This window comes from Mesorhizobium sp. M0659 (assembly GCF_040320605.1).
GTDB lineage: Bacteria > Pseudomonadota > Alphaproteobacteria > Rhizobiales > Rhizobiaceae > Mesorhizobium.
In genome coordinates this window covers 17,787-37,280 of sequence record NZ_JAMYPY010000018.1, presented here as the reverse complement: position 1 = coordinate 37,280, position 19,494 = coordinate 17,787, and the positions used below count along the sequence as shown (strand labels likewise).

Genomic DNA, 19,494 nt, shown 5'->3' with positions numbered 1-19,494 from the left:
TTGCCGATGCACAGCATCGCGACCATTGCGGCGATCGTGGACCAACACGCCGAGGACGCGGCGTTCCTGTGGCTTCGACGTCGTCTGGAGATCGACGGTCCAATCCTCGACGAGACCGATATCGGCCGCATCGACCAGCGTCTCGAAGCCAATCTCGAAGGGCTCATGGCAGCCGGCAAGGCCGGTTGGGAAGCTGCTCAAGCGCGCTTCGCCGACTACGCCGAACCGGGCGAGATTTTCGTGCTTGGCACTCTGGCAATGCGTTGGAGCGATGCCAAATTGGTGACCTCTGCAATCGACGCGGGCGCAAGCCTAGGTGACGCCGGCATATCGAGCCTGTCTGCCGCGATCGCGCGCACGCCGGGCGAAAACCTGCGCCCGTTCGTGGCGCAGTGGCTGGACACGCGCGACGCGCGGCTGCGCTGTCTTGGGCTATCTGCGCTCTGGCATCATCGCGTCGATCCGGGACAGCGCCTGCATGATCTGGCCAGCCATTCCAATGCGAACGTGCGTTGGCGCGCCGTCCGGCTCGCCGGCGTGCTCAGGCGGCGCGACCTGCTTCCGGAAGTCCTGGCTGGGCTTGACGGCGAGACAACGAAAGAACGTCTTGCGGCCGCCTTCGCTGCTTGCCTGCTTGGCGAGGCTCGGTCCGCGCACTCGGTGATCGACAAGATCGTGCTGACGGAGACGGACCATGCGCAGGCGGCGATCGAGTTGCGCCTGCTGACGACGCCGCCGAAGGCCGGCAAGGCCTGGCTGCAATCACGTCTCGGACAGCCTGTCTTGCGCATCGCGGCCACGGCATCGATCGGGCTGCTCGGCGACCAAGCGGTGGTGCCGTGGCTGATCGAGAAGATGCGCGAGCCGGAACTGGCATCCGCAGCGGGTGCAGCACTTCGCGATCTGTTCGAGGTGGACTTCGGCGACACCGACCTTTTCGTTGCCGATCCAGCTGTTCTTGGCGAGGGCTTTGCCCAACTCGACGACAGCTCGCTGCCGGCCGCCGATCGCGTCGAAGCATGGTGGGACGAAGGGCGCGGCGGGCGCAACCATCGTCTGTTCCGTTCGATGCGCAGGCTCAGGGTGGATGCGTTGCGCGCGGCAATCGCCACGCCCGAGGCGCCGCTGGCAGACTGGCGCAGGACACGCAAGTTCCCGGCGTGGATGTGATCGCTTTCGCCGAGGGAAGGCTTGTCCCTCCGTTCAGCGTTGGCGGAGGTCGGTAAGCGCGATCGCCGACCGGTTGCCACCCTCGGATGCAAGCTCGCAGGCTGCGACGCGGCCCGGCGCGTAACCGCTTATAAAACTGTCGGCCGCCAGCATCAGAACAAGTGCCGCACTAGCGGCTCCAATGTCACCGACCGTCATCGCAGGGTAGGCTGTCGGGAATATCTCGCGGTGCGTGCGGTAGAATCGCGAGCGACCGACCAGTTGTTCGAGCCCGCTGTACCGTTCCCCGTTTCCATTGCTGACAAGGAACTCGATATCGGGTTCCTTGGGTCCGGACCCGCTGAAGGCAGCAAGCAGCGAAGCCACCATCGCACGGCCTTGACTCTGGCGTTCGGAAAGAACGCTGTCGATCTCTTGAGCCAGGCCCGCCCCGCAAATCATTGCAGCCGGCCCGCTCCCCGGCGCTCGCGTCAAGCGCACGAAGACAGCGCCCTCGCCAGGGACTGCCCCTTGAGCATTGTTTTCGGATTTCAGACGATTGGCTCGCATCAAGCGCGCAATGTCGGTCCCGTTGACGAGGCTGTCCACACCACCCAGCAGCACCTGCGCGACGGTCCCGGATTCTAGCATGTCGCCGGCATAGTCGAGCAGTCCGGCGCTGGCTGCGGCACCGCCGTCAAATACGCGCGAGCCGGCATTGAAGCGCAGGCCGCATCGCTCGAAAATGGCATTCAAAAGGCGCCCCCGCTCGACCTCTTCATACGCCGGATGGTCGCGGAAACTCTCCGGCAGCGCGAGCAGAACAGCGGTGTGGTCCGGCGTTGCCTTGTTGTCGAGCATCGCCTCCTTGAGAGCGCGGGCGCCCATGCTGGCGAGCCATACCCCGTCATTGCGTCGCAGGCCCGCCTTGGCTGGAATGCGTGCCACGATCTGTGTGGTGGGAAACGGCTCTGAAAGAGGCACCTCCTGAAATGCTGACAGGTTGGCGCGAATGGCTGAGATGGTCTGGCGCGCGTTCAATCCAGCAGGCGTGACGGCGCCACCAACCGAGATGTAGAGCGGCCGCTTCACGGCTGCCACGCCGAGCGATCGCGCAGGGCCCCGTCGCCGCCGAGAAGATTGAGATAGAGTTTTCGCTTGCGGCGCGCATTGATCCAAACAGGAGAAATGTGGCCGAAGGCGATTTCCCGCAGCGCCGGCACGTTGCGCCGGATTACCACTGCCAAACGAGCCTTAAGGGTCACGCGCTTCAAGTCAGGCTCGATGAGCACGGTGTCAGGCTTGAACGCGTTTTCTTCTACACGATCGTCATAAATGAGCCGAAGCGGGGCCGTGATGCGCGGCAGGCGGAAATCCCATCTGCCCGAAGCCGTCATGCCGATCACCGTGATATCCTCGCCGTTGCCGATGCCGGCCATCTGCTGATCGGCTGGGGCGCACATATAATGCCGCGTGTCGAAGTCTTTGGGAGCGAGCGGCCATTGGGATTCGAGCCAAGCCTTGTCGTAGGTTCCGGCGAAAGCCAGGCGCGGTTGCCAGCCCCGGCCAATCGTCCCGAATCCCGCCGGCCTCAGGGATTCCCCAGGTCGGGCTTGCGCTTCGCCCGGATACATGACGTTGGGCGCCTCGGTTCTGACCGCAGGATCTGCAGACCGGGCGTTATGGTACCCCACGCCGACTGGATTGCGCTGGTCCGTGCGCAAGTCTTCCAAAGTGCCGCCATAGGTGCGTTCATAGACGATCGGCATGGTCCGGAAAGGCGCCGGTGCGCTGTAGCCGCCGGAGTCGTAGATCCGGTCCCCGACGACCTGCAATACCTTGCGGATCGAGTTACCGACACGCAGGCCAACCTGCATCTCGCGTACCGGCCTTCCATCCGGCGCGTGCGCGACGCCATTCACGATCACCTCGGCGCCAGGCTTGACGGGCGCGATGTCCGCTTCGTAGCGGGTCGATGAAAGGGCCGGATCGCCAAAAGGCTCATCGCCAAAGATCACCGGCACCTGTTCGGCCGCTGGCTGGAATTCCTTTCCTTCATCCGTCGCCGTGAAACTTGCCGATAGCATGACAATCAGAGTTTCTTGGCCGTCAGCATTCAATTGGACGTGCGTCGCGGCGGCGAAGGGTGTCCTGTTTTCCAGCCAGACATCGAAGGCCATCGTTCAGCACCACCGGCCGTTTTCATCAAGCCCGATCGGCCAATAGGGCATGGCCGTCAGCAGTTCTACATATTCCTTGTTGCCTTCATCGACGACCCATTGCAGCAGGAACACCTCAGGCGCGAGGCGGTCGGCCGCGGGCAGCGTTTCCCCCACCGCAACGCATCGCAGCCAGTATTCCCGCACGAGCCACACCACCGCCGGATGATTCGCCGGGCCGGCCGCTGCATCATCCAGCTGGGCCGTGATCGCTTGATTGACGGTCAGGCCGCCATCGACCAGTTCGTCGAGGCCAGCTTCCCAGATCTCGGAAGCCACCTCGAACGTCTCCTGCAAGTCAGCGAGGTAGGCCTTGAACAGGGACCTATAGGCAGCAGAGGCCTCGCGGCGCGAAAGGCGGATTCCATGATCGGGACCGACAACGTCCTGGGGTGCGTTGAGAAGCCGGTTCAGGCCGAGTTCGACACTATGATCAATCCGCATTGCCATCTTCTTCTAGCCTCAGCACATTTCGAGAGATGGATCCTCGCCGATCGGGACATAGACGAAGTACTTGAAGTACTTGAATAGTTCCGTGTCGTATTCGGACATCATTTCGACCAGCAGCAGATTGGGCGGCACGGGACCGCTGGCGTCCGCTTCGTCGCCATCCTCACCCCAGTTCGATTCATCGTCCTCGTCGTCATCATCGGTCTGTCGGGCGTACCGTTCAAGGTTCAGGCCGTGAACCTTGAAGTAGTGCTTGCGGTAGATCGCCAGAATCCGTGGATGGGCCACCAGCCCGGCGGGCCAATGCAGATTGGCTATGTTCTCACCGGAGGCGTTCAGGCGCTGCTGCAGTGCGCCCCACCATTCCTCGATCGCCGGCATGACGGCGTGGAGCTCTGCGGTCCACGCATCGATTATCGCCGTATAGTCAGCGTCGAGATCGGCAAAACCCGTTGCACTCATCGCCTAGATCCCCCGAGCGTTCATGAACTTCCTAATCGCCTTGTTGTCCACCTTCGACTGCCGGCCCGGCTGGCTGTTGCTGTGGCTGGAGCAATGCGGCCTGACGTAAAGCGCTTTCATCGCATCCTTGAAGCCTTGTGGGACGATCTCTATATTGCATCCACCCGCGTACCACGCTGCCTTCTGCGTCGGCTGGTGATCGGCGATCAGCGGGGCTTCCTTCCCCGAAATTTGCCGGTTGACCTTGGCCTCCAGTCGCTTGATCGCGGTCTTGTTCTTGCCGGTCGTGCGTTTCTTCAACCTGTCAAGGTTACGTTTGCATTCCCAGCATGGCCGGTTCTGAACCTTGGCTTTCTGCGGGCCTGTTGGCTGGGTGTAATGATCGTCGTAGCAATAATCGGTCGTGCATTTCTTCTTCTCTTTCACCAGAAGAGCATTGCGGAAGTTGACCAAGGCGGCGGTATCGATGGTGTTCGGGAGTGGACTTGCCGTGTTCTGCTCCATGGTGTCGCCATGGCGGCAGACACCCTTACCCTCCACCTTGACGACGAACGACCAGAGCTTGAACACTCCCTTGCCCTTGATCTTGTGCGTTATGACCCCCGCGCCGAGGCCTTGGGTGGCCGGCTCGTTGCCGGTGCTGGTCGCAACCTCCGACGAGCTTTCGAGCGCGGTCGGATTGCCTTCGATCTTGACGCTCTTACTGCCTTTGGTGAGATCGCTGGAAGACAGCATGTTGACGTATGGAACCGGAACCGGGCCTGCCGGCGGGGAAGGCGGGCTCAAGCACACATCTCCCGGCGCCACGCCCTTGCCGCCGCTTCCTTTGTGGAAGAAGCCCATGCCTTCAGCAAAGACTGTGCTGCCCATCAGAGCTATTCCGTCTCAGGGCGCGGGGCGCGCATTTTCGGCAGGGCGTTGGCCGCCAGGTCGTGAATATCCGAGAACGCGAACTCATGCACCGACCAGTCGTCGAGCCAGAAGCCAATCCGGTTCGGATCGCCATGGCTGTTGCTGGGCGCGGCAAGGTTGGCCAAGCCTTCGGCTATCCAGGACTGCGTCCTCTGCAATTCGACCGCTTCATCAACGATTGACGCAACGCCGTCGAACCATGCATCGTCAGGTGCCGGTGTAGCCCCAATCCCGATGATCGCGAACGGATAGCGGCGTCCCACGCGGTCCTCGCTCATGCGCCATGCGCCGGCACAGGGCCGGTCGCCGAAAATGCCGCTCTTGACGATGAAGCGCCAAACACGCGAATCCAATTCCCCCTCGTCTGGCCTCTCGCGCAACTCCATCGACATCCAGCGGTCCCAGCGGTCGATGAAGGTCCGCGGCAGGTTTACGGCAACGAAATCTCCGGTCGCCGGAATCTTGCCGAAGAAGCCGGTGTTCAGATCTGCGGCGGACATGAGAATTTCTTGAACATCTGGAGGTTGTAGGGATTTTCGACACTCGCCGCCTTGAGCTTGAAATCGGCGTACATGCCTTTCGTCCCCAGCCGCAGGCTGTAGACATCGGACAGCGACGTCCCGGTGAAGCGGCCGCCTCGCAGCATCCTCAGCCATGCCCAGCTGCCGGTCTCGTTGAGCATGATTTCGGGCGAGCCGTCGATCGGCTGGAAAGCGAGCGAGATGACGCCGGTGCCGTCCTTGCCGGGCCACGTCATCGGCTGAGGCCGCGTCGCATTGTTGAAATAGACCAGGTTCTGGCCATCGAGGTTGAGGGTGACGCGGGTCACGTTGGGCGACAGGTCGGTCGGCTCGAGCGTGAAGGCCATCACCGGGCCCTGACCGCCGGGAAAGAGATCGTCGCGGATGCGCCGCGCCTGCTCGAAGGCGGCGAGCGCCGATGGGTCGAGGCCGAAATCGGCACGCCATTTCCAAGGCTGCGCCGAGGTGTCGACATAGCCGATCAGATGGTCGTTGATGAAGCCGTCGATCATCCCTGCCGGTCCGAACAGGCGGGCGAAGTCGCGCACGTTGACGTCGACGGCACTGTCGGGGCTGAACGGATAGCGGTCGTTGAGCGCGGCCTGGCAGAAGGGCAGGATGTCGGCGCGCCAGATGGCGTTGAGCTCGGAGGCCACGGCCTTCTGCGTCAACCCGCTGGTGTCGCCGGCAATGCCGCTCAGCCAGGTGTTGACCGGGTCGGGCAGGATTTGCGCCTGGCGGGCGACGGCGCCGGTCAGTTCGGCAAGCCCGCCCTGTTTCTTGATCGCGTCCTGCGGGTCGGGATTGGCGGTCACCGTCTGCAGCACGTTGGACAGCGCCGTCAGCGCAACGACCGCGGCATCGAGCGCCGGCGGCTGGCCGTCGACCTCGGCAATCGTGCTCTTGAGCGGCTTGAAGTGTTCGGCCACCAGCGTGCCGGTCAGGTCGACTTCGCTGGCCGATCCTGCGCGCGGCAGCAGCTTGGCGCCAGTCTTGACGATCTTGCCCAGTTTGCCGAGTTTGCCCAGCAGTTTCGAGCCGCCCTTCGCCGCCGCCTTGTCGTCGGTCGGCGCCTCGTCCGAGCGGGTGAGGTCGACCTCCTGGACCACCGCCGTCAGCAGCCGCTTCAGCGCGGAATCGGCGCTGGAAAGGTCTTTCAGATTCTCGCTGGCAATGTTGAGGTCGCTGAGCGGAGCCAGCCGCATGTCGCGCAAAAAACTGTCCCACTGCGCGATGTAATCGTCATAGTAGAGCTTCAGGATATCTTCCGATAGCGCCGACACCGAGGTCTCGGAATTTTCCGAGCAACCGCCGGCAAACACCGCGCGGTCGAGTGCCGCCTGGGCGGCCACATCCTCGACCCGGTCGAGGATCGCGTCGTGGAAGCCGTCATAGGTGAAGGCGCCTGATATGCCGACGCGCAGCGTCTTGTCGGAGCGTCGCGAAAACACCTTGGCGCCGTTCGGCCCGGCGAAATTGGCGGGGATCCATTCCTTCAATCCGGCCACCGCCGGATCGGCCAGCAATTGCTTGTAGGCCCGCGCCGGCAGCGAGATCGTGCAGACCGTTTTCAGCGCTTCGGCGACCAGCGCCTGGTCGGGCGCGATGTAGCTGTCGTCAACCGCCATGCGCCGGATCGCGGCCAACTGGTGTTCTTCCGCATCGGCGGTCGGGAAGGGCGCGGCCGGCGCGAATTCGGGCAGGTCGTTCACCCACCAATTCTCGACGAAGTCGGAGTCCATCTGAGACAGGCCGGTCATCATGCGGTAGGTCTTGAGTGCGCCCAGCATGAAGTCCGGATCGCGGATCTGCCGCCACATGGTCGCTTCGAGCAGCGCCACCATCCGCGGCTCCAGCACGTTGCGCAGAGCGTGGTCATAGGTGTCGGTCTGCGCCCGCATCATCTCGGCCGAAGCCGATGGTCCGAGCAGGTCCTGTGCCTTGTTCGGAGGCGCAGTCCTGGCATTGACGACTTCGTCCATGGCGGTCAGGGCAACGTCCATCGCCGGCTGCAGCACCGAGGCGGGCGTCGCCGCGGTCGACGTCAGCGGCGCCTGCAGCGCTTCGAACTGGCCGGCTTGCGCGGCGATGGCGTTGCGATTGTCGTAGTAGGACCAGGTGAACAGGCCGCCGGCGAGTATGGCCGCAGCCGCGCTGGCAGCGGCGGCACCGCGCCAGATCCAGCTGCGGCGGCGCTGCGCCAGCGGATCGAAAGTGCCGAGTCCGGCCTCCTTGAAGATCACCTCGGTCAAAAGGTTCTTGAGGAAGAAGCTGCGCTTCTCGAAGCGCTGCGCCGGCATCGTGCGTCGTGCCGGCAGGCCGAAGGAGGAGGCGAGCGCCGCGGTCAGCCGGTCGATCGGCGCGCCTTCCTGGGTCGCCGAGGTCAGATAGAGGCCGCGCAGCCAGGCCGCCTCCTCGTAGCGGCTCTCGCCGAACATCGCCTCGACCAGCACCTGGATCGGCTCGGACAGGCTTTGCAGCTGTGCGGGAAAGCGGAAGATCTCGGCCCGTTCGGCCAGCTTGTCCTCGTCTTCCAGCCGCGGCACCAACCGCTTTTCCAGCTCCCTCGACAGCGTCGTGATTTCGCCCGCGATCGTCTTGGCGTCGACGCGTGCATCGAGCGGGAAGGTCGTCCCCCATACCTGTTCGCGCGCCTGTGTCGACAGGCCGCTGAAGAAGGCCTCGAAGCCTCTGATCAGATCGGCCTTGGTCAGCATGAGATAGACCGGCAAGCGGATTTCCAGCCGCTCCTCGAGCTCGGCCAAGCGCCTGCGGATCTTGCGGCCATGCGCCTTGACGGCTTCGTCGCCCTCGGACAGCGCGTCGATCCCAAGCGCAACGATGACGCCGTTGAGCGCACGACGGCCACGATGCTTCTTCAACAGATCGAGGAAACCCAGCCATTCCACGGCGTCGACATCGGGCTGGCTTTCCTGCTGGACATAGCGCCCGGCGGTGTCGATCATCACTGCGTTTTCGGAGAAGAACCAGTCGCAGTTGCGGGTACCGCCGATGCCCTGCAGATCGTCGGTGAGGTCGATCGGAAAGTTGAGGCCGGATTGGCGCAAGGCCGTCGTCTTGCCGGTCGCCGGGGGGCCGACGATCACATACCACGGCATCTCGCGCAGGAACTTGCGGCCGCCGAGCTTGCGGCGCTTCAACTCGACCATGACGTCCTGGAACTTGGCGCCGACCGCGGCGACGTTTTCCTCGCCCGGGCTGAGCCGCTTTTCCTCGACCGGGGCGGAAATCTCGGCGACGAACATGCGGTTGGCGCGGATCGCGCGGCGCTGCGCGACGATCAGCCAGATCAGCCAGAAGATCACCAAAAGCGCGATGATGACGATGCGCACCGTCTCCGACGCCATCGGCACATAGTCGCCGACCCGTACGATCGGGCCGAATACCCAGATGATCAGCGACAGCAGCGCCAGGCCGATCAGCGTCCACAGGAAACTCGAAGTCAGGACCGCCCAGAGGAAGCGCAGGATGAACATGTCACAGCCTCTTTTCGACCAGCACTTCGACGCGGCGGTTCAAGGCCCGGCCTTCGCGTGTGCCGTCGTCGGCCACCGGATCGGTGGCGGCCCGGCCTTCGGAGCGCACGCGCTCCTTCGGCACGCCGTTCTGAATCAGGATATCGGCAATTTCCGCGGCGCGGGCTTCCGACAGCCGCTGGTTGGTGGACAGTGGGTTGGTCTTTTGCAAGGGAACGCCGTCGGTGTGGCCGACCACGGTGATATCGCCGATCAGATCCTGGTTCTCGAGGATCACCTTGGCGACCGAGGCGATGAGCGGATCGAAGCCGTCTGTCAGCTGCGCGCGCGACGACTGGAAGAGTTCGGGATTGGAGGCCTGGATGACCAGCCGCGCCAGCGACACGCTCTCCGTGCCGCTCAGCGCTCTCTTGAGCTCGTCCGGCGCCGCGGCCTGGAATTCCGGCAGCAGCGCGAAATCCACCGCCACCGGCGGCGGCGCGTCGACCTTCGGCGAAGCGCGGGTGACATCCGTACGCGTCGGCGGCGGCAAGGCGCGAACCAGCGCCGAAAGCTCGACCGCCTGGCTGCTCAGGCTCATCGACAGCCCGATATGAATGGCGGTGGCGATCACCGCCGCTGCCGCAACCATCACCCAGATCGGCACGATGAAGCGCTGCGGCTCGTCGGAGGCGATCACGCCCTTCCAGTTGGGCGAAAGCTGTGCGCCTTCGGCGTCGCTGTCGCGCAGGAAACGCGCCGCGGCCACACGCACCGCATTGAGCGAACGGTCGCCGGAGCGGCCCGGAACGCGATATTTGCCGCGGAAGCCGAGCGCCATGCAATGATATTGCAACTCCAGCATTTCGCGGTCGCGATTGGGATGGCGTTCAAGCTCTTCGAGCCGGGCGAAGAACTGCGCGCCGGCGTCGACGTCGCCGCGCAGCATCACCACCAGCGGCTGGCGCGGCCATGCGCTGGCGCCGCCCCACGGCGTGTTCAGCGCCAGATCGTCGAGCAGGGCCGCCACCAGCCACGCGGCCTGGTCGGCGCGCTCGAGCGAGGAGCCCTGCGCCATGGTGGTGTCGCGGCAGCGCACAAGTTCGTCGAGCAGCCTGGTGCGCAGGGCTTCCGGGTTCTCCGGCGGCTGCGCGTTTTCGAGTTCTGGTGCAAATTCCAGCAGCGGCGAGAACGCGTTGACGAGCACGTTCGAATGCGCGCGCGCGGAGCGCTTCGCGGTGACGCCCGACGCCGGCAGCGGCATGGCGCGCGGCGTCGGCGCTCCGCTCAGGCGGATGCGCGTCCGCTCCCGATCCTCGGACAGTCCGAACGGATCGTCCCTGCTCATCATCTCACCTGTTGACCGAGTAGCAGTCGACCTGCGGTTCGCTGGGCAGCACGCCCGAAACACCGATCACAAAACCCGGCGCTTCGAGCAGCGAGGCCCAGTGCTCGCTTTTCTGGTCCAGTTCGAGACACAGCCGGTCGCCGTCATAGGGAATTTCGCGCGGCTGCGAATGAAGGGGCTTCAGCGGAATGCCGGGCAGGCGTGATTTCCACAGCCCTTCGAATTCGCTGGCCGAGCCGACCGTCGCCTGGTTGACGAAAATCTTGCGCAAGGCATCCTCCGACAGTTCGGAGCCGATCCGCACCACGATGCGGCTCGCCACCAGAAGTTTCGGGTTGTCGATGCGGATCTTCCACACATTGGTGGCATGGCGCATGACCGGCAGGGCGCGCGATTTCGGCTCAATGTAGCGCAGGCTGAGGATCAGCGAACGCAGCGCGTCGGCCAGCGCCGAATAGGCCGGGCCTGGCGCCATGTGGTCGTAGACAGGCAGTTCGCCGAGCCGCCTTGCGCTCGAACCGTAGGTCGCCATCGAGCCGGCAAGGCCGGCAAGTTCCATGTAGACCTCAGCCGGATGGAAAACGTCCTGCGCCAGCATGTGCGCCAGCCGCGGCCGCGCGGCGTTGACCAGGTTCAGGATCAGAAGGTCTTCGACGCTGCGCCCGGGGCCGCCCAGCACCATCTTGCCATGCGCCTCGGCGATCTGGTCGAGGCCGGTGACCACTTCCTGCAGCAGGCGGCTGTACCAGGAGGCCGCGCCGATGACCAAGGTCGGCGGCAGGAAGGTGTCGTCGAGCGCCACGCCGCCATCGGCGCGCACGCCCTTGAGCTCGGCCACCGGCAGCGCGGTGTAACCGCCGACGGCCGTGCCCGGCGCCAGCAACAGCGCCTGCGGCCGCGCAATCTCGATTTCCTCGGGGTCGGAGCCGCCATGCACGGCGTCGCGCACCGAGACGATCCGCCCGCGATAGCGTGCGCCTGACGGCTCGGCGTGAGCCGGGTCGAAGCCGACGCCGCCGGGCGGTTCGAGCGGCAGTGCGATCAGCACTGGCCCCGCGCCCATCTCCGGCGTCACCGCCAGCGGCCGCGGCGCATCCATCGTCTCAGGGATCGCGAACGGCGTCCCGTCGGGAAAGATGCCGCGCGCCGAAAGCACCGAGATCTGGCCGGCATCGAGCTGTGCCTGATCGAGCGTCAACGTTCGAAAGCCGAACGTATGCAGATGCCCGGCCTGCAAGGCGCCGCGCACCGTCGCTTCGAAGAAGCGGTCCTGTTGCTGGAAATGCTGGGTGCGAAGGAAAAGCCCCTCCGACCACAGCACCCTGTTTGCATCGCTCATGCCGGCACTCTCTGCTTCCTGCTCATCACCTTGGCGCGGCTTTGCGGACCCGCCGCCGCTAGGCGGAAATGCCGCCGCTGCCGAGCTTCACATTGACGGTGAATTTCGATCCCGACGAAACCGATTTGGTGGTACGCCAGTTGCGTCCGGTGGGTTCCCTGATCAGCGCGACGAAGCCGAGTGCTGCCACTTCCGGCTCGACCGTGATGGTCTTCGATGCGGTCTTGCCGGGTCCGACGGAAATCGTATCGGAGCCGATGAGATCGCCGCCAAGTGCCGCGCCGGCGCCGCCCTGCAGGGCGAAGTAGTCGGCCGAATTGAAAGCGCCGGTGCTCTTCAGGCGCAGGATCATTACAGTCACCGGTCTGTCGCCGCCGCCCGGTCCGGGGTTCATGCCGGCGCCGCCGGCGAGGTTTACGGTGATGACGGATGGTTTCGGCGGGCCGCTCTGGCAAGCCGTCAGCAGTCCCGTCGCTCCGATGGCAAAAATAAATTCGCGTCTGTCGATCATGTCTCAGTCCTCCTCATATGCATCACGAAAATCAGCGCCGATCTCGCCCAGAAAACGCGTGTCGGCGCTGTGAGCGATTTCACGGTGGCGTTTCTGGTACAATTCCCAGAGCTTGGCGCCGCGCCCGCCGGTCAGCAGATTGCCGATCGCCGAACTTGACTTCAGTTCCTGCTCGATCGCCGCCGGATCGAAGCGGTCGATCATGCGCTTGAGCGCGCCTTGCACGCCGCGCCAGGCACGAACGTGGTGCTGCGCCAGATCGCGCACCGCGTCCTTGATCGCCGCTTCGGCGCCGAGGAAACCGGGGCTGCGCTCGGCCAGAATGGTTACCAGCGCATCGTCGACCGAGGGCAGGAATTTAAGCGGGTTGACCTCGGACGCGCCAACCACGGTCTGCGCGACGCGAGCGTTGCCCTTCTCTTCGGCGCGCTTGCGCAAAAGCTGCATCAGCCCATCCATCATCAGCCGGTACTCGCGGCCGAATTTCTCCATGTCGGCAACCGGATTGCGGCCGGGAAAGCCGGCCTCGTCCATACCCATGCCGCGCAGGAAAGCAGCGCGAAGGTCCGCGTCCGGCTGTCCGGTCGAAGGCCGTGCTGCAGCTTGCCGGACAGGAGGGCGGGGCGGTGGTTGCGGGGTTGGCTTGGGCGATGGCTCGGCCGCGCGAGCCGGCAGCTCCCACGGCGCCGCGGAGGGAGCAGGCGAGGCCGCATCGATTGCGCCGCCATCCGTCGCGCCTGCGTCGAGACTGGTGGACTCGGCCGGGCCAAAACCAAACCCGTCATCGTAGCCCGGCGGCTTCTCAGGATTGGATCTGCTCGGCTCTCTCGACAGCGGCGCGGAGTCGAGGCCGAAGGGATCGTCGAACGATGGCTTGGCGCCGTTTCTGTCAGTGGGCTCGGCCACCGGCGTTGCCACAGGGTCGAGGCTGAACGGATCGTCGAACGCCTGCGAGCTGCGTTCATCGGACCGCGCACGCGCGAATGCGCCGGGCACCGGCTTTTCGAATGGATCGGGCAGGTTGGCAGGGCGTGGCCGTCCCGGCTCTTCTTCCGTGGTGGACGAAAAGAAATCGTCGCCGCCGAGGCTGACCGGCGCCCGCGACGCCGCCGGCTTACTGGCAGGCGCTGAAGGCCTGGAGGCCGGCGCCTCGGTCTTCGCCGTCTGCAAATCGACCCACACCACATAGTCGCCCAGTCGCAGTCGCATGCCGCTTTGCAGGCGCGCGGTATTTCCCGCGCCGAGCGGGCTGGCGGCATCGTCGATGAACAACCCGCTGCTGGAGGTATCGGTGACGAAATAGCCGCCCTGCTTGCTGGTGATCTTGCAGTGGGCGCGCGAGACGAACATGTCGGGATCGATGATCTGCCAGTCGGCGTCGGCGCTGCGGCCGATCACCAGCTCACCCTCGTCCAGCCGCGCCTGCCGCGTGACTTGCGCGCGGGGTCCCTGTTCGAGCGTCAGCAGCAGGCTCATCAGGCAACCTCTTCCCGCCAGCCGACGATGGTGCGCAGCCGCATGTCTTCGGCATCGCCTCGCGCAGGGTTGCGCGCCAGCCAGGTGGTGCGGGCAAGCTGGACGGTTCCAAGCTTCGCCGGCGGCACTGCCTTTGCCGCAAGCACGATCCTGAGATCGACATCGATGGTCTCGCCGATCAGGTCGCGCACCGCCTGCTTCAACAGCTTCAGCCGCTCGCCGCCGGGCAGGAACGCCTTGTAGTCGATATAGCTGAGCGCACCGATGCGCAGTTCGATTCGGCTTTGCCGGCTGAAGCTGCGCGGGCCGATGGTGGCGCTGCGGCCGAGTGTGGCATAGCTGCCGGCCAGCCGGCTCTGCAGCGCCTTGGGAATGGTCATCCAGGCGCCGACGAATTCCTTCAGCACCACCGGAACCTTGAAGGCTTCGGCCAGGAACAGGGTCAGCCGTTCGGGACCGTCGACCTGGCTGGCGAGCGAGGCGGCCTGGCGAAGCTTTACCGCATCGAGTTCGGCGTCCTGCGTGCCCGGCAGCCCAATGCCGGCCATGGCTTCCAGCATCGAACGGACGCGGCCGCCGACACCGCGTTCGACCTGCACGGCCGGATGCGCATCCGCCCAGGCGCGATAATAAAGCGCGATCATCCGGTGCTGCAGGATGTTGACGAAATCGACGAAGGTCGTGTCGCTCGTCTGCCGCGCCTCGGCGCCCGCATACCAGCGCTGCGAAAGCCGATCGAGCACCCAGCGCGTCAGATGCAGCGGCATCGGCCCTTCAGGCCCGAGCAGGCCGAGATTGTTGACCGTCACCCGCGCCGGCGAATTGTCGGTCGGCTCGCGGAAATCCACAACGTCCTGCACCGCGAAGGACAGCCGCACATTCTGGCCGAGCCTTGCTGGCTCGCGGTCCGGCCGGCCGGAATGGCCGAACAGGCCGCCTTGCCGCTCGAGCCGGCGCAGCAGTTCGAAGAAGTCGAAACTCTCGGACAGGGTTGCGGCTCGCTCTAGATCAGGTAGCGATTGCCGGGCGTCATCGGCCATGGCACATCCTCCTGTTTCTGGAGCAATCGCGTGCGCGTGCGCACGAACCCGTTTATTCCGGCATGACGGGCAAACAGCCGCGACAGCAGCCCCGACATCAGCAAGGTGCTCTGCCCAGCCAGCACCGACTGGTCGACATGCAGCGTCACCTCCGTGCCGCGGCCGAAGCACATCGGCCCTTCGATCGCCAGCCTTTCGATCACCGCGCGCGAATCGATGCGCACGATCGAGCGTACATTGCGGGCAAGCCCGGGATCGCCGCGTTCGGCATAGAGATCGAGCAGCGCATGCAGCGGATCGACGCCGCGCCCTTCCATGGCCAGGCTGAGGAAGTTCAGCGCCAGCTGCGACACCAGCCGCCAGGCCAGGTCGTCGGCGCGCGACTCGCTGTCGGCGCCGGTCGGCAGCGCTGCCGGGATGGCCGGCTGCGGCGAACGCAGCGCGCCGAGCAGCCTGACCGATTCCACCGGGTCGCCCGCTTCCAGCGTCAGCGTTGGCGTGTCGTCGAGGATGGCAAGATCGCGGTTTGTGCACAGTGCCACGACGTCGACGCGCTTGAGCGGCCGGTTGGCCTGACTGTTGACTGGGCGCGACACCGCCAGGAAGACGTCGTCGCCGGCATAGGAGGTCCGCGTCACGCCCTGGCGCCGCTCGTCCTCGGTCGGCCGGCGCGGCCGCCGCTCCGTCGAATAGACCCAGCCGCTGCCGCGATTTTGCCCAAGGCTGAAGAGTTCCGGTATCTCCGCGTCGGGTCCCTCGGCATCGGCGTCTTCGACGCGGATGACGCGGTAGATTTCAAAGTCGCGCGCCCGCGTGCGGTCGGCATGCAGCACCTGGCGTGTCTTGCGCTGGTCGAGCTCGACGATGTTGCACTCGCGCTCGAAGAGATTGATGATCGGGGTGGCGAAGAGATCGAAATCCGCCGGCGTCAGATCGGCGAGTTCGGGCACCGGACGCCGGAACAGGAAGATGATTTCGAGCCCGGCCTGGCATTTGCGCACGACCGGCAGCAAGCCGGTGACGCGCCCATAATGGAAGCGCTCGGGCATCATGAAATATTCGCGCAGCAGGCGGTAGCCTTCGAAGGTCGGCCGCGTGCGCGGCATCAGCGCCTCGGCATCGGCAATGCCGACCATCTCCGGCGGCGGTAGCGGCGACAATGGATTGGTCTTGCCTTCCGGTCGAGCGCCGACACCAGAGCAGACTCCGAAGATGGCGTCGAAGATTAGCGGCGCCTTGGTGCGGTTGGCGAAATAGAAGTCGAGCCGGTCGAGCGCCAGTTCGTCGAGCTTGCCTTTGCCGGTCCGCGCCAGCGTGATGCGAAGTGCCGCTTCGCCGGCCTTGCCGGCGATCGGGCCGATGCCGGCGGCGGCAAGCGCGCTGCGGTCCTGGAAATAGCCGACCGAACTGATCGCGATCGGAAACAGCGTCATGTCCTGCGCGGTGGTGAAGGTGCAGCGTGTCGACAGGCCGGCCTGCAGGCTGGAGACCAGCCGCGTGCCGCGCTTGACGACGTGGCCGGCAAGCATTGTCTGCACCTGCTGGCCGGGCTTCAGCACCACCATGGCGGTTGCCGGCACCGGCGTGACGAGATCGGGATAAAGCACGTCGAGGATGCTGCGCGAAAACCGCGAGCGCTCGGCATCCACCTTCAGGCGCGTGCGCGCGGCGAGGAAGGCGACGCCGTCGAGCAGCCGCTCGACATAGGGGTCGGGACACGGCACCGTATCCAGCGACAAATTGCGGGCAACCGCCGGATGCATGTCGGCGAACTCCGCCGCCAGCCCGCGTATGTGGGACAGTTCCTCCTCGTAATATTCTACGAAGACCCGGTCCATCTCTCAGGCTTCCCTGGACTCGGTGCGCGCCAGTCCGTTGTCGAGATTGATCGTCGTGCGCAGGCGCATGCGCTCGGGCGTCGGCGTCATGATCAGCACGGCGTCGATCTCGATCTTCAGGCCGGTCTTGTCGCCGAGGTTGACCGTGACTTTCGTCGCGCTCTCCTTCAGCCGCGGCTCGAATGCGGCGAGCACGGCGCGGATCTCGCGTGCCAGAACATCGCGATCGAAGTCGCGCGACGACCGGCCGGAGAAGGACGGCACGCCATAATTGACAACGCTGCGGCGCACCTCCGGAAAGTCGGCCAGCGATGTCGGACTGTCGGTCATCTGCTCGGCCTCGAGATCGGATAGCAGCGGCGCGGATTCGAAACGCTCGGTGTTGAACAGCGCCTCGATGTCGCGCCGCACGGCCTCGCGCAGCACATCGGGCGACACCACGATGCCTCGGCTTTCAAGCTCGCCACGGTGCCGGTTCTGAAACGCCAGCCGGTGCAGCCGGCGCTTCTGATCGGGGTTCAATGCGTCATCGGCGTCGATGCGCCTCGGTCCGTCTGCCAGCAGCTCGTCCAGGCGCTCTGCGCCAAGCTCCTCCTGCAGAGCCTGCCTGAGCCCGTCTATCTCCGAGCTCAGGCCCGGCAGATCGTTGACGAGGCGGTCCCACAGCGAAGGCTGTACCGCCTCGCGCTTGGCCCGTGAACCGCCCGCCTGTACCTTGTCGGCGGCAGGGCGCTTTGCTCGCCCCTCACTTGCCGACATAGACATCCATTTCGGCTTCGTCATTGTCGTCATAGACGAACTTGATCTTCTTGTAGGCGAAGGAGACTTCCTCCTGGATCAGGTCGGCTTCATCATCGGCCTGCGACATGTCGTATTCCATGATCGAGGCGTCGGTCAGGGTAACGACCAGATAGTCCTTGCTCTCGCCGTCGATGGTCCGCCGCGCGGAGAATTTGACCTCGTCCAGCGCCTTGTTTTCGAACAGGGCCTTGGCCAGATAGGGTGAGGCCTTGTCATAGTGCTTGGTGAACTTGATCATGCCCATCGACACGCGGCCTCGGCGCGAGAGGGAATTGGGGTCGTAGGGCGCGACCATCTTGTAATCGACGCCATGGATTTCGATCTCGTCGTCATGGCCGTCGCGTGTGCTAGGCCCCTTGATATCCGGAACTTTCAGAAAACCGTCGATCTTCATTGTGGGCATTTTCGTTCTCCACCGCTTTCAAACAAAGGTTTGGTTGCTGCAATCAGGTCTTCACGGACGGCAATTCCGACACCAGCCTGAGCGAGGCGTTGATGCCCTCCAGCTGGTAGTGCGGGCGCAGATAGAAGCGGGCGTTGTAGTAGCCCGGCCGGCCCTCCACGCTGTCGACCTGCACCTCGGCGGCGGCAAGCGGACGCTTGGCGCGCGCCTTGTCGTCGGCGAAGGCCGGGTTGGCCAGCACGTACCGGTTGATCCATTCGGTCAACCAGATCTGCATGTCGGTGCGTTCCTTGAACGATCCGACCTTGTCGCGCGCAATCGCCTTGAGGTAGTGGGCGAAGCGCGAGACCGGGAACAGGTAGGGCAGGTTGGCGGAGAGCCGCTCGTTGGACTGGGCGTCGGGGTCGACCAGGCGGCCCGCCCGCGTCTCGTCGTCCTGCAGCGAATGGGCGCCGATGAAGGCCGCGAGATCGGTGTTCTTGCGGTGCAGGATCGGCATCAGCCCGAGCTTGGCCAGTTCCGCCTCGCGCCGGTCGTCGATGGCGACTTCCGTCGGGCATTTCATCGCGATCGAGCCGTCATCGGTCGGGAAGGAGTGCACCGGCAGGTTAAGCACAGTGCCGCCATTTTCGACGCCGCGGATCTGGGTGCCCCAGCCATAGAGCTTGTGGCTGCGGTTGATGTTGACGCCCATCGGGAAGGCAGCGTTCATCCAGACATATTTGTTGTGATCGCCCTGCACTTCCTCCTCGAAGGAGAAGCCCTTGACCGGGACTGTCTCCGAGCCGTAGGGCAGCCGCGCCAGCACGCGCGGCATGGTCAGCCCGATATAGCGCGCATCCTCGCTCTCGCGCAGCGATTGCCACGAGGCGTAGGCCGGGTTGGAGACGATCTGCTGCAGGTCCTGCGGGTTGGGCAGTTCCTGCCAGCTGTCCATGCGGAACAGCCGTGGCGAGGCGGCGGCGATGAACGGCGTGTGCGCCGAGGCGCAGATGCCGGAGATGTTGCGCAACAGGCCGACGTCGCGCGGGTGGTTGGAGAACTCGTAGGCGCCGATGACGCAGCCGATCGGTTCGCCGCCGAGCATCGAATACTCGTCGGTGTAGACCTTCTTGAAGATCGGGCTCTGGTCCCACATCTGGCCTTCATAGTCTTCGAGCGTATCGGCCAGCTGCTCCTTGGAAATGTTCATCACCCGGATCTTCAGCTTCTGATCCGTCTCGGTGTTATTGATGAGATACCAGAGGCCGCGCCAGGTGCCTTCCATCTGCCGCACTTCCGGCGCGTGCAGGATTTCGTTGACCTGGGTCGTCAGCATCTTGTCGATGCCGGCGATCAACGACTTGATCGACTTGATCGAGTTGGACGAGATCGTCGTCGTCTCGGAGCGCGACTGCGCCGCCAGAGCCAAGTTGCGCACCAGCTGCTGCAGCTTCTCGCTGTCGTCCTTCTTGACCTTGAAGTCCTTCTCCAAGAGCTGGCTGAATTCACCGAGATCGACGGCCTCGGCCTCGGCGACGGATGCTGCGGTCTTTTGCTGTTCGGCCAT

General features: G+C 64.7%; 17 protein-coding genes. 1 reads left to right on the top strand and 16 read right to left on the bottom strand.

The features are described 5' to 3' along the window. The first annotated feature begins 6 nt into the window (after nucleotides 1-6). A complete protein-coding gene (locus NKI31_RS24390; RefSeq protein ID WP_023704807.1) occupies nucleotides 7-1,170 on the top strand; it encodes a hypothetical protein in 1,164 nt (387 codons plus the stop codon). 33 nt (nucleotides 1,171-1,203) lie between these two features. Here NKI31_RS24390 and NKI31_RS24385 read toward each other — a convergent pair whose 3' ends face one another. Genes NKI31_RS24385 through tssC form a run of 16 tightly spaced genes read right to left on the bottom strand, consistent with a single transcriptional unit; the run spans nucleotide 1,204 to nucleotide 19,494 of the window. Further along, nucleotides 1,204-2,250 (bottom strand): hypothetical protein, encoded by a 1,047-nt coding sequence (locus NKI31_RS24385; protein WP_023815183.1) that lies wholly within the window; start codon nucleotides 2,248-2,250, stop codon nucleotides 1,204-1,206. Beyond that, nucleotides 2,238-3,329: a DUF2169 family type VI secretion system accessory protein gene (locus tag NKI31_RS24380; RefSeq protein WP_023682622.1), complete on the bottom strand. Its 1,092-nt coding sequence runs from the start codon at nucleotides 3,327-3,329 to the stop codon at nucleotides 2,238-2,240. Before NKI31_RS24380 ends, NKI31_RS24385 begins: the two co-directional genes overlap by 13 nt. Nucleotides 3,330-3,332: 3 nt before the next feature. Next, entirely contained in the window at nucleotides 3,333-3,812 is a 480-nt protein-coding gene (locus tag NKI31_RS24375; protein WP_023682621.1) for a hypothetical protein, read from the bottom strand. A gap of 18 nt (nucleotides 3,813-3,830) precedes the next feature. After that, nucleotides 3,831-4,280, bottom strand: a complete 450-nt coding sequence (locus NKI31_RS24370; protein WP_023682620.1) for a hypothetical protein — start codon at nucleotides 4,278-4,280, stop codon at nucleotides 3,831-3,833. Nucleotides 4,281-4,283: 3 nt separating this feature from the next. Beyond that, nucleotides 4,284-5,123, bottom strand: a complete 840-nt coding sequence (locus NKI31_RS24365; protein WP_023708137.1) for a DUF4150 domain-containing protein — start codon at nucleotides 5,121-5,123, stop codon at nucleotides 4,284-4,286. A gap of 32 nt (nucleotides 5,124-5,155) precedes the next feature. Then, nucleotides 5,156-5,692: a type VI secretion system-associated protein TagF gene (gene tagF, locus NKI31_RS24360; RefSeq protein ID WP_023704809.1), complete on the bottom strand. Its 537-nt coding sequence runs from the start codon at nucleotides 5,690-5,692 to the stop codon at nucleotides 5,156-5,158. Beyond that, a complete protein-coding gene (gene tssM, locus NKI31_RS24355) occupies nucleotides 5,674-9,210 on the bottom strand; it encodes a type VI secretion system membrane subunit TssM (RefSeq protein WP_352652765.1) in 3,537 nt (1,178 codons plus the stop codon). The genes tagF and tssM overlap by 19 nt, the downstream gene beginning before the upstream one ends. Nucleotide 9,211: 1 nt before the next feature. Further along, complete coding sequence (icmH, locus tag NKI31_RS24350; RefSeq protein WP_352652764.1) at nucleotides 9,212-10,537, bottom strand: type IVB secretion system protein IcmH/DotU; 1,326 nt, start codon at nucleotides 10,535-10,537, stop codon at nucleotides 9,212-9,214. A 4-nt stretch (nucleotides 10,538-10,541) separates the two neighbouring features. Beyond that, entirely contained in the window at nucleotides 10,542-11,876 is a 1,335-nt protein-coding gene (gene tssK / locus NKI31_RS24345; RefSeq protein WP_023709959.1) for a type VI secretion system baseplate subunit TssK, read from the bottom strand. Between the two features lie 58 nt (nucleotides 11,877-11,934). Then, the gene (gene tssJ / locus NKI31_RS24340; RefSeq protein ID WP_023804375.1) at nucleotides 11,935-12,387 is read right to left on the bottom strand and encodes a type VI secretion system lipoprotein TssJ; all 453 of its coding nucleotides are present in this window, start codon (nucleotides 12,385-12,387) and stop codon (nucleotides 11,935-11,937) included. 3 nt (nucleotides 12,388-12,390) lie between these two features. Next, nucleotides 12,391-13,863 carry a type VI secretion system-associated FHA domain protein TagH gene (tagH, locus tag NKI31_RS24335; RefSeq protein WP_352652763.1) on the bottom strand — a complete coding sequence of 491 codons (1,473 nt, stop codon included), beginning with the start codon at nucleotides 13,861-13,863 and terminating at the stop codon, nucleotides 12,391-12,393. Further along, nucleotides 13,863-14,903: a type VI secretion system baseplate subunit TssG gene (tssG, locus tag NKI31_RS24330; protein WP_352652762.1), complete on the bottom strand. Its 1,041-nt coding sequence runs from the start codon at nucleotides 14,901-14,903 to the stop codon at nucleotides 13,863-13,865. Before tssG ends, tagH begins: the two co-directional genes overlap by 1 nt. Then, the gene (gene tssF, locus NKI31_RS24325) at nucleotides 14,867-16,741 is read right to left on the bottom strand and encodes a type VI secretion system baseplate subunit TssF (protein WP_352652761.1); all 1,875 of its coding nucleotides are present in this window, start codon (nucleotides 16,739-16,741) and stop codon (nucleotides 14,867-14,869) included. The genes tssG and tssF overlap by 37 nt, the downstream gene beginning before the upstream one ends. 3 nt (nucleotides 16,742-16,744) lie before the next feature. Beyond that, on the bottom strand, nucleotides 16,745-17,500 hold the full coding sequence (gene tssE, locus NKI31_RS24320; protein WP_352652793.1) for a type VI secretion system baseplate subunit TssE: 756 nt from the start codon (nucleotides 17,498-17,500) through the stop codon (nucleotides 16,745-16,747). Continuing rightward, complete coding sequence (locus NKI31_RS24315; RefSeq protein ID WP_023673716.1) at nucleotides 17,487-17,936, bottom strand: Hcp family type VI secretion system effector; 450 nt, start codon at nucleotides 17,934-17,936, stop codon at nucleotides 17,487-17,489. The genes tssE and NKI31_RS24315 overlap by 14 nt, the downstream gene beginning before the upstream one ends. Nucleotides 17,937-17,988: 52 nt before the next feature. Then, a complete protein-coding gene (gene tssC / locus NKI31_RS24310) occupies nucleotides 17,989-19,494 on the bottom strand; it encodes a type VI secretion system contractile sheath large subunit (RefSeq protein WP_023682611.1) in 1,506 nt (501 codons plus the stop codon).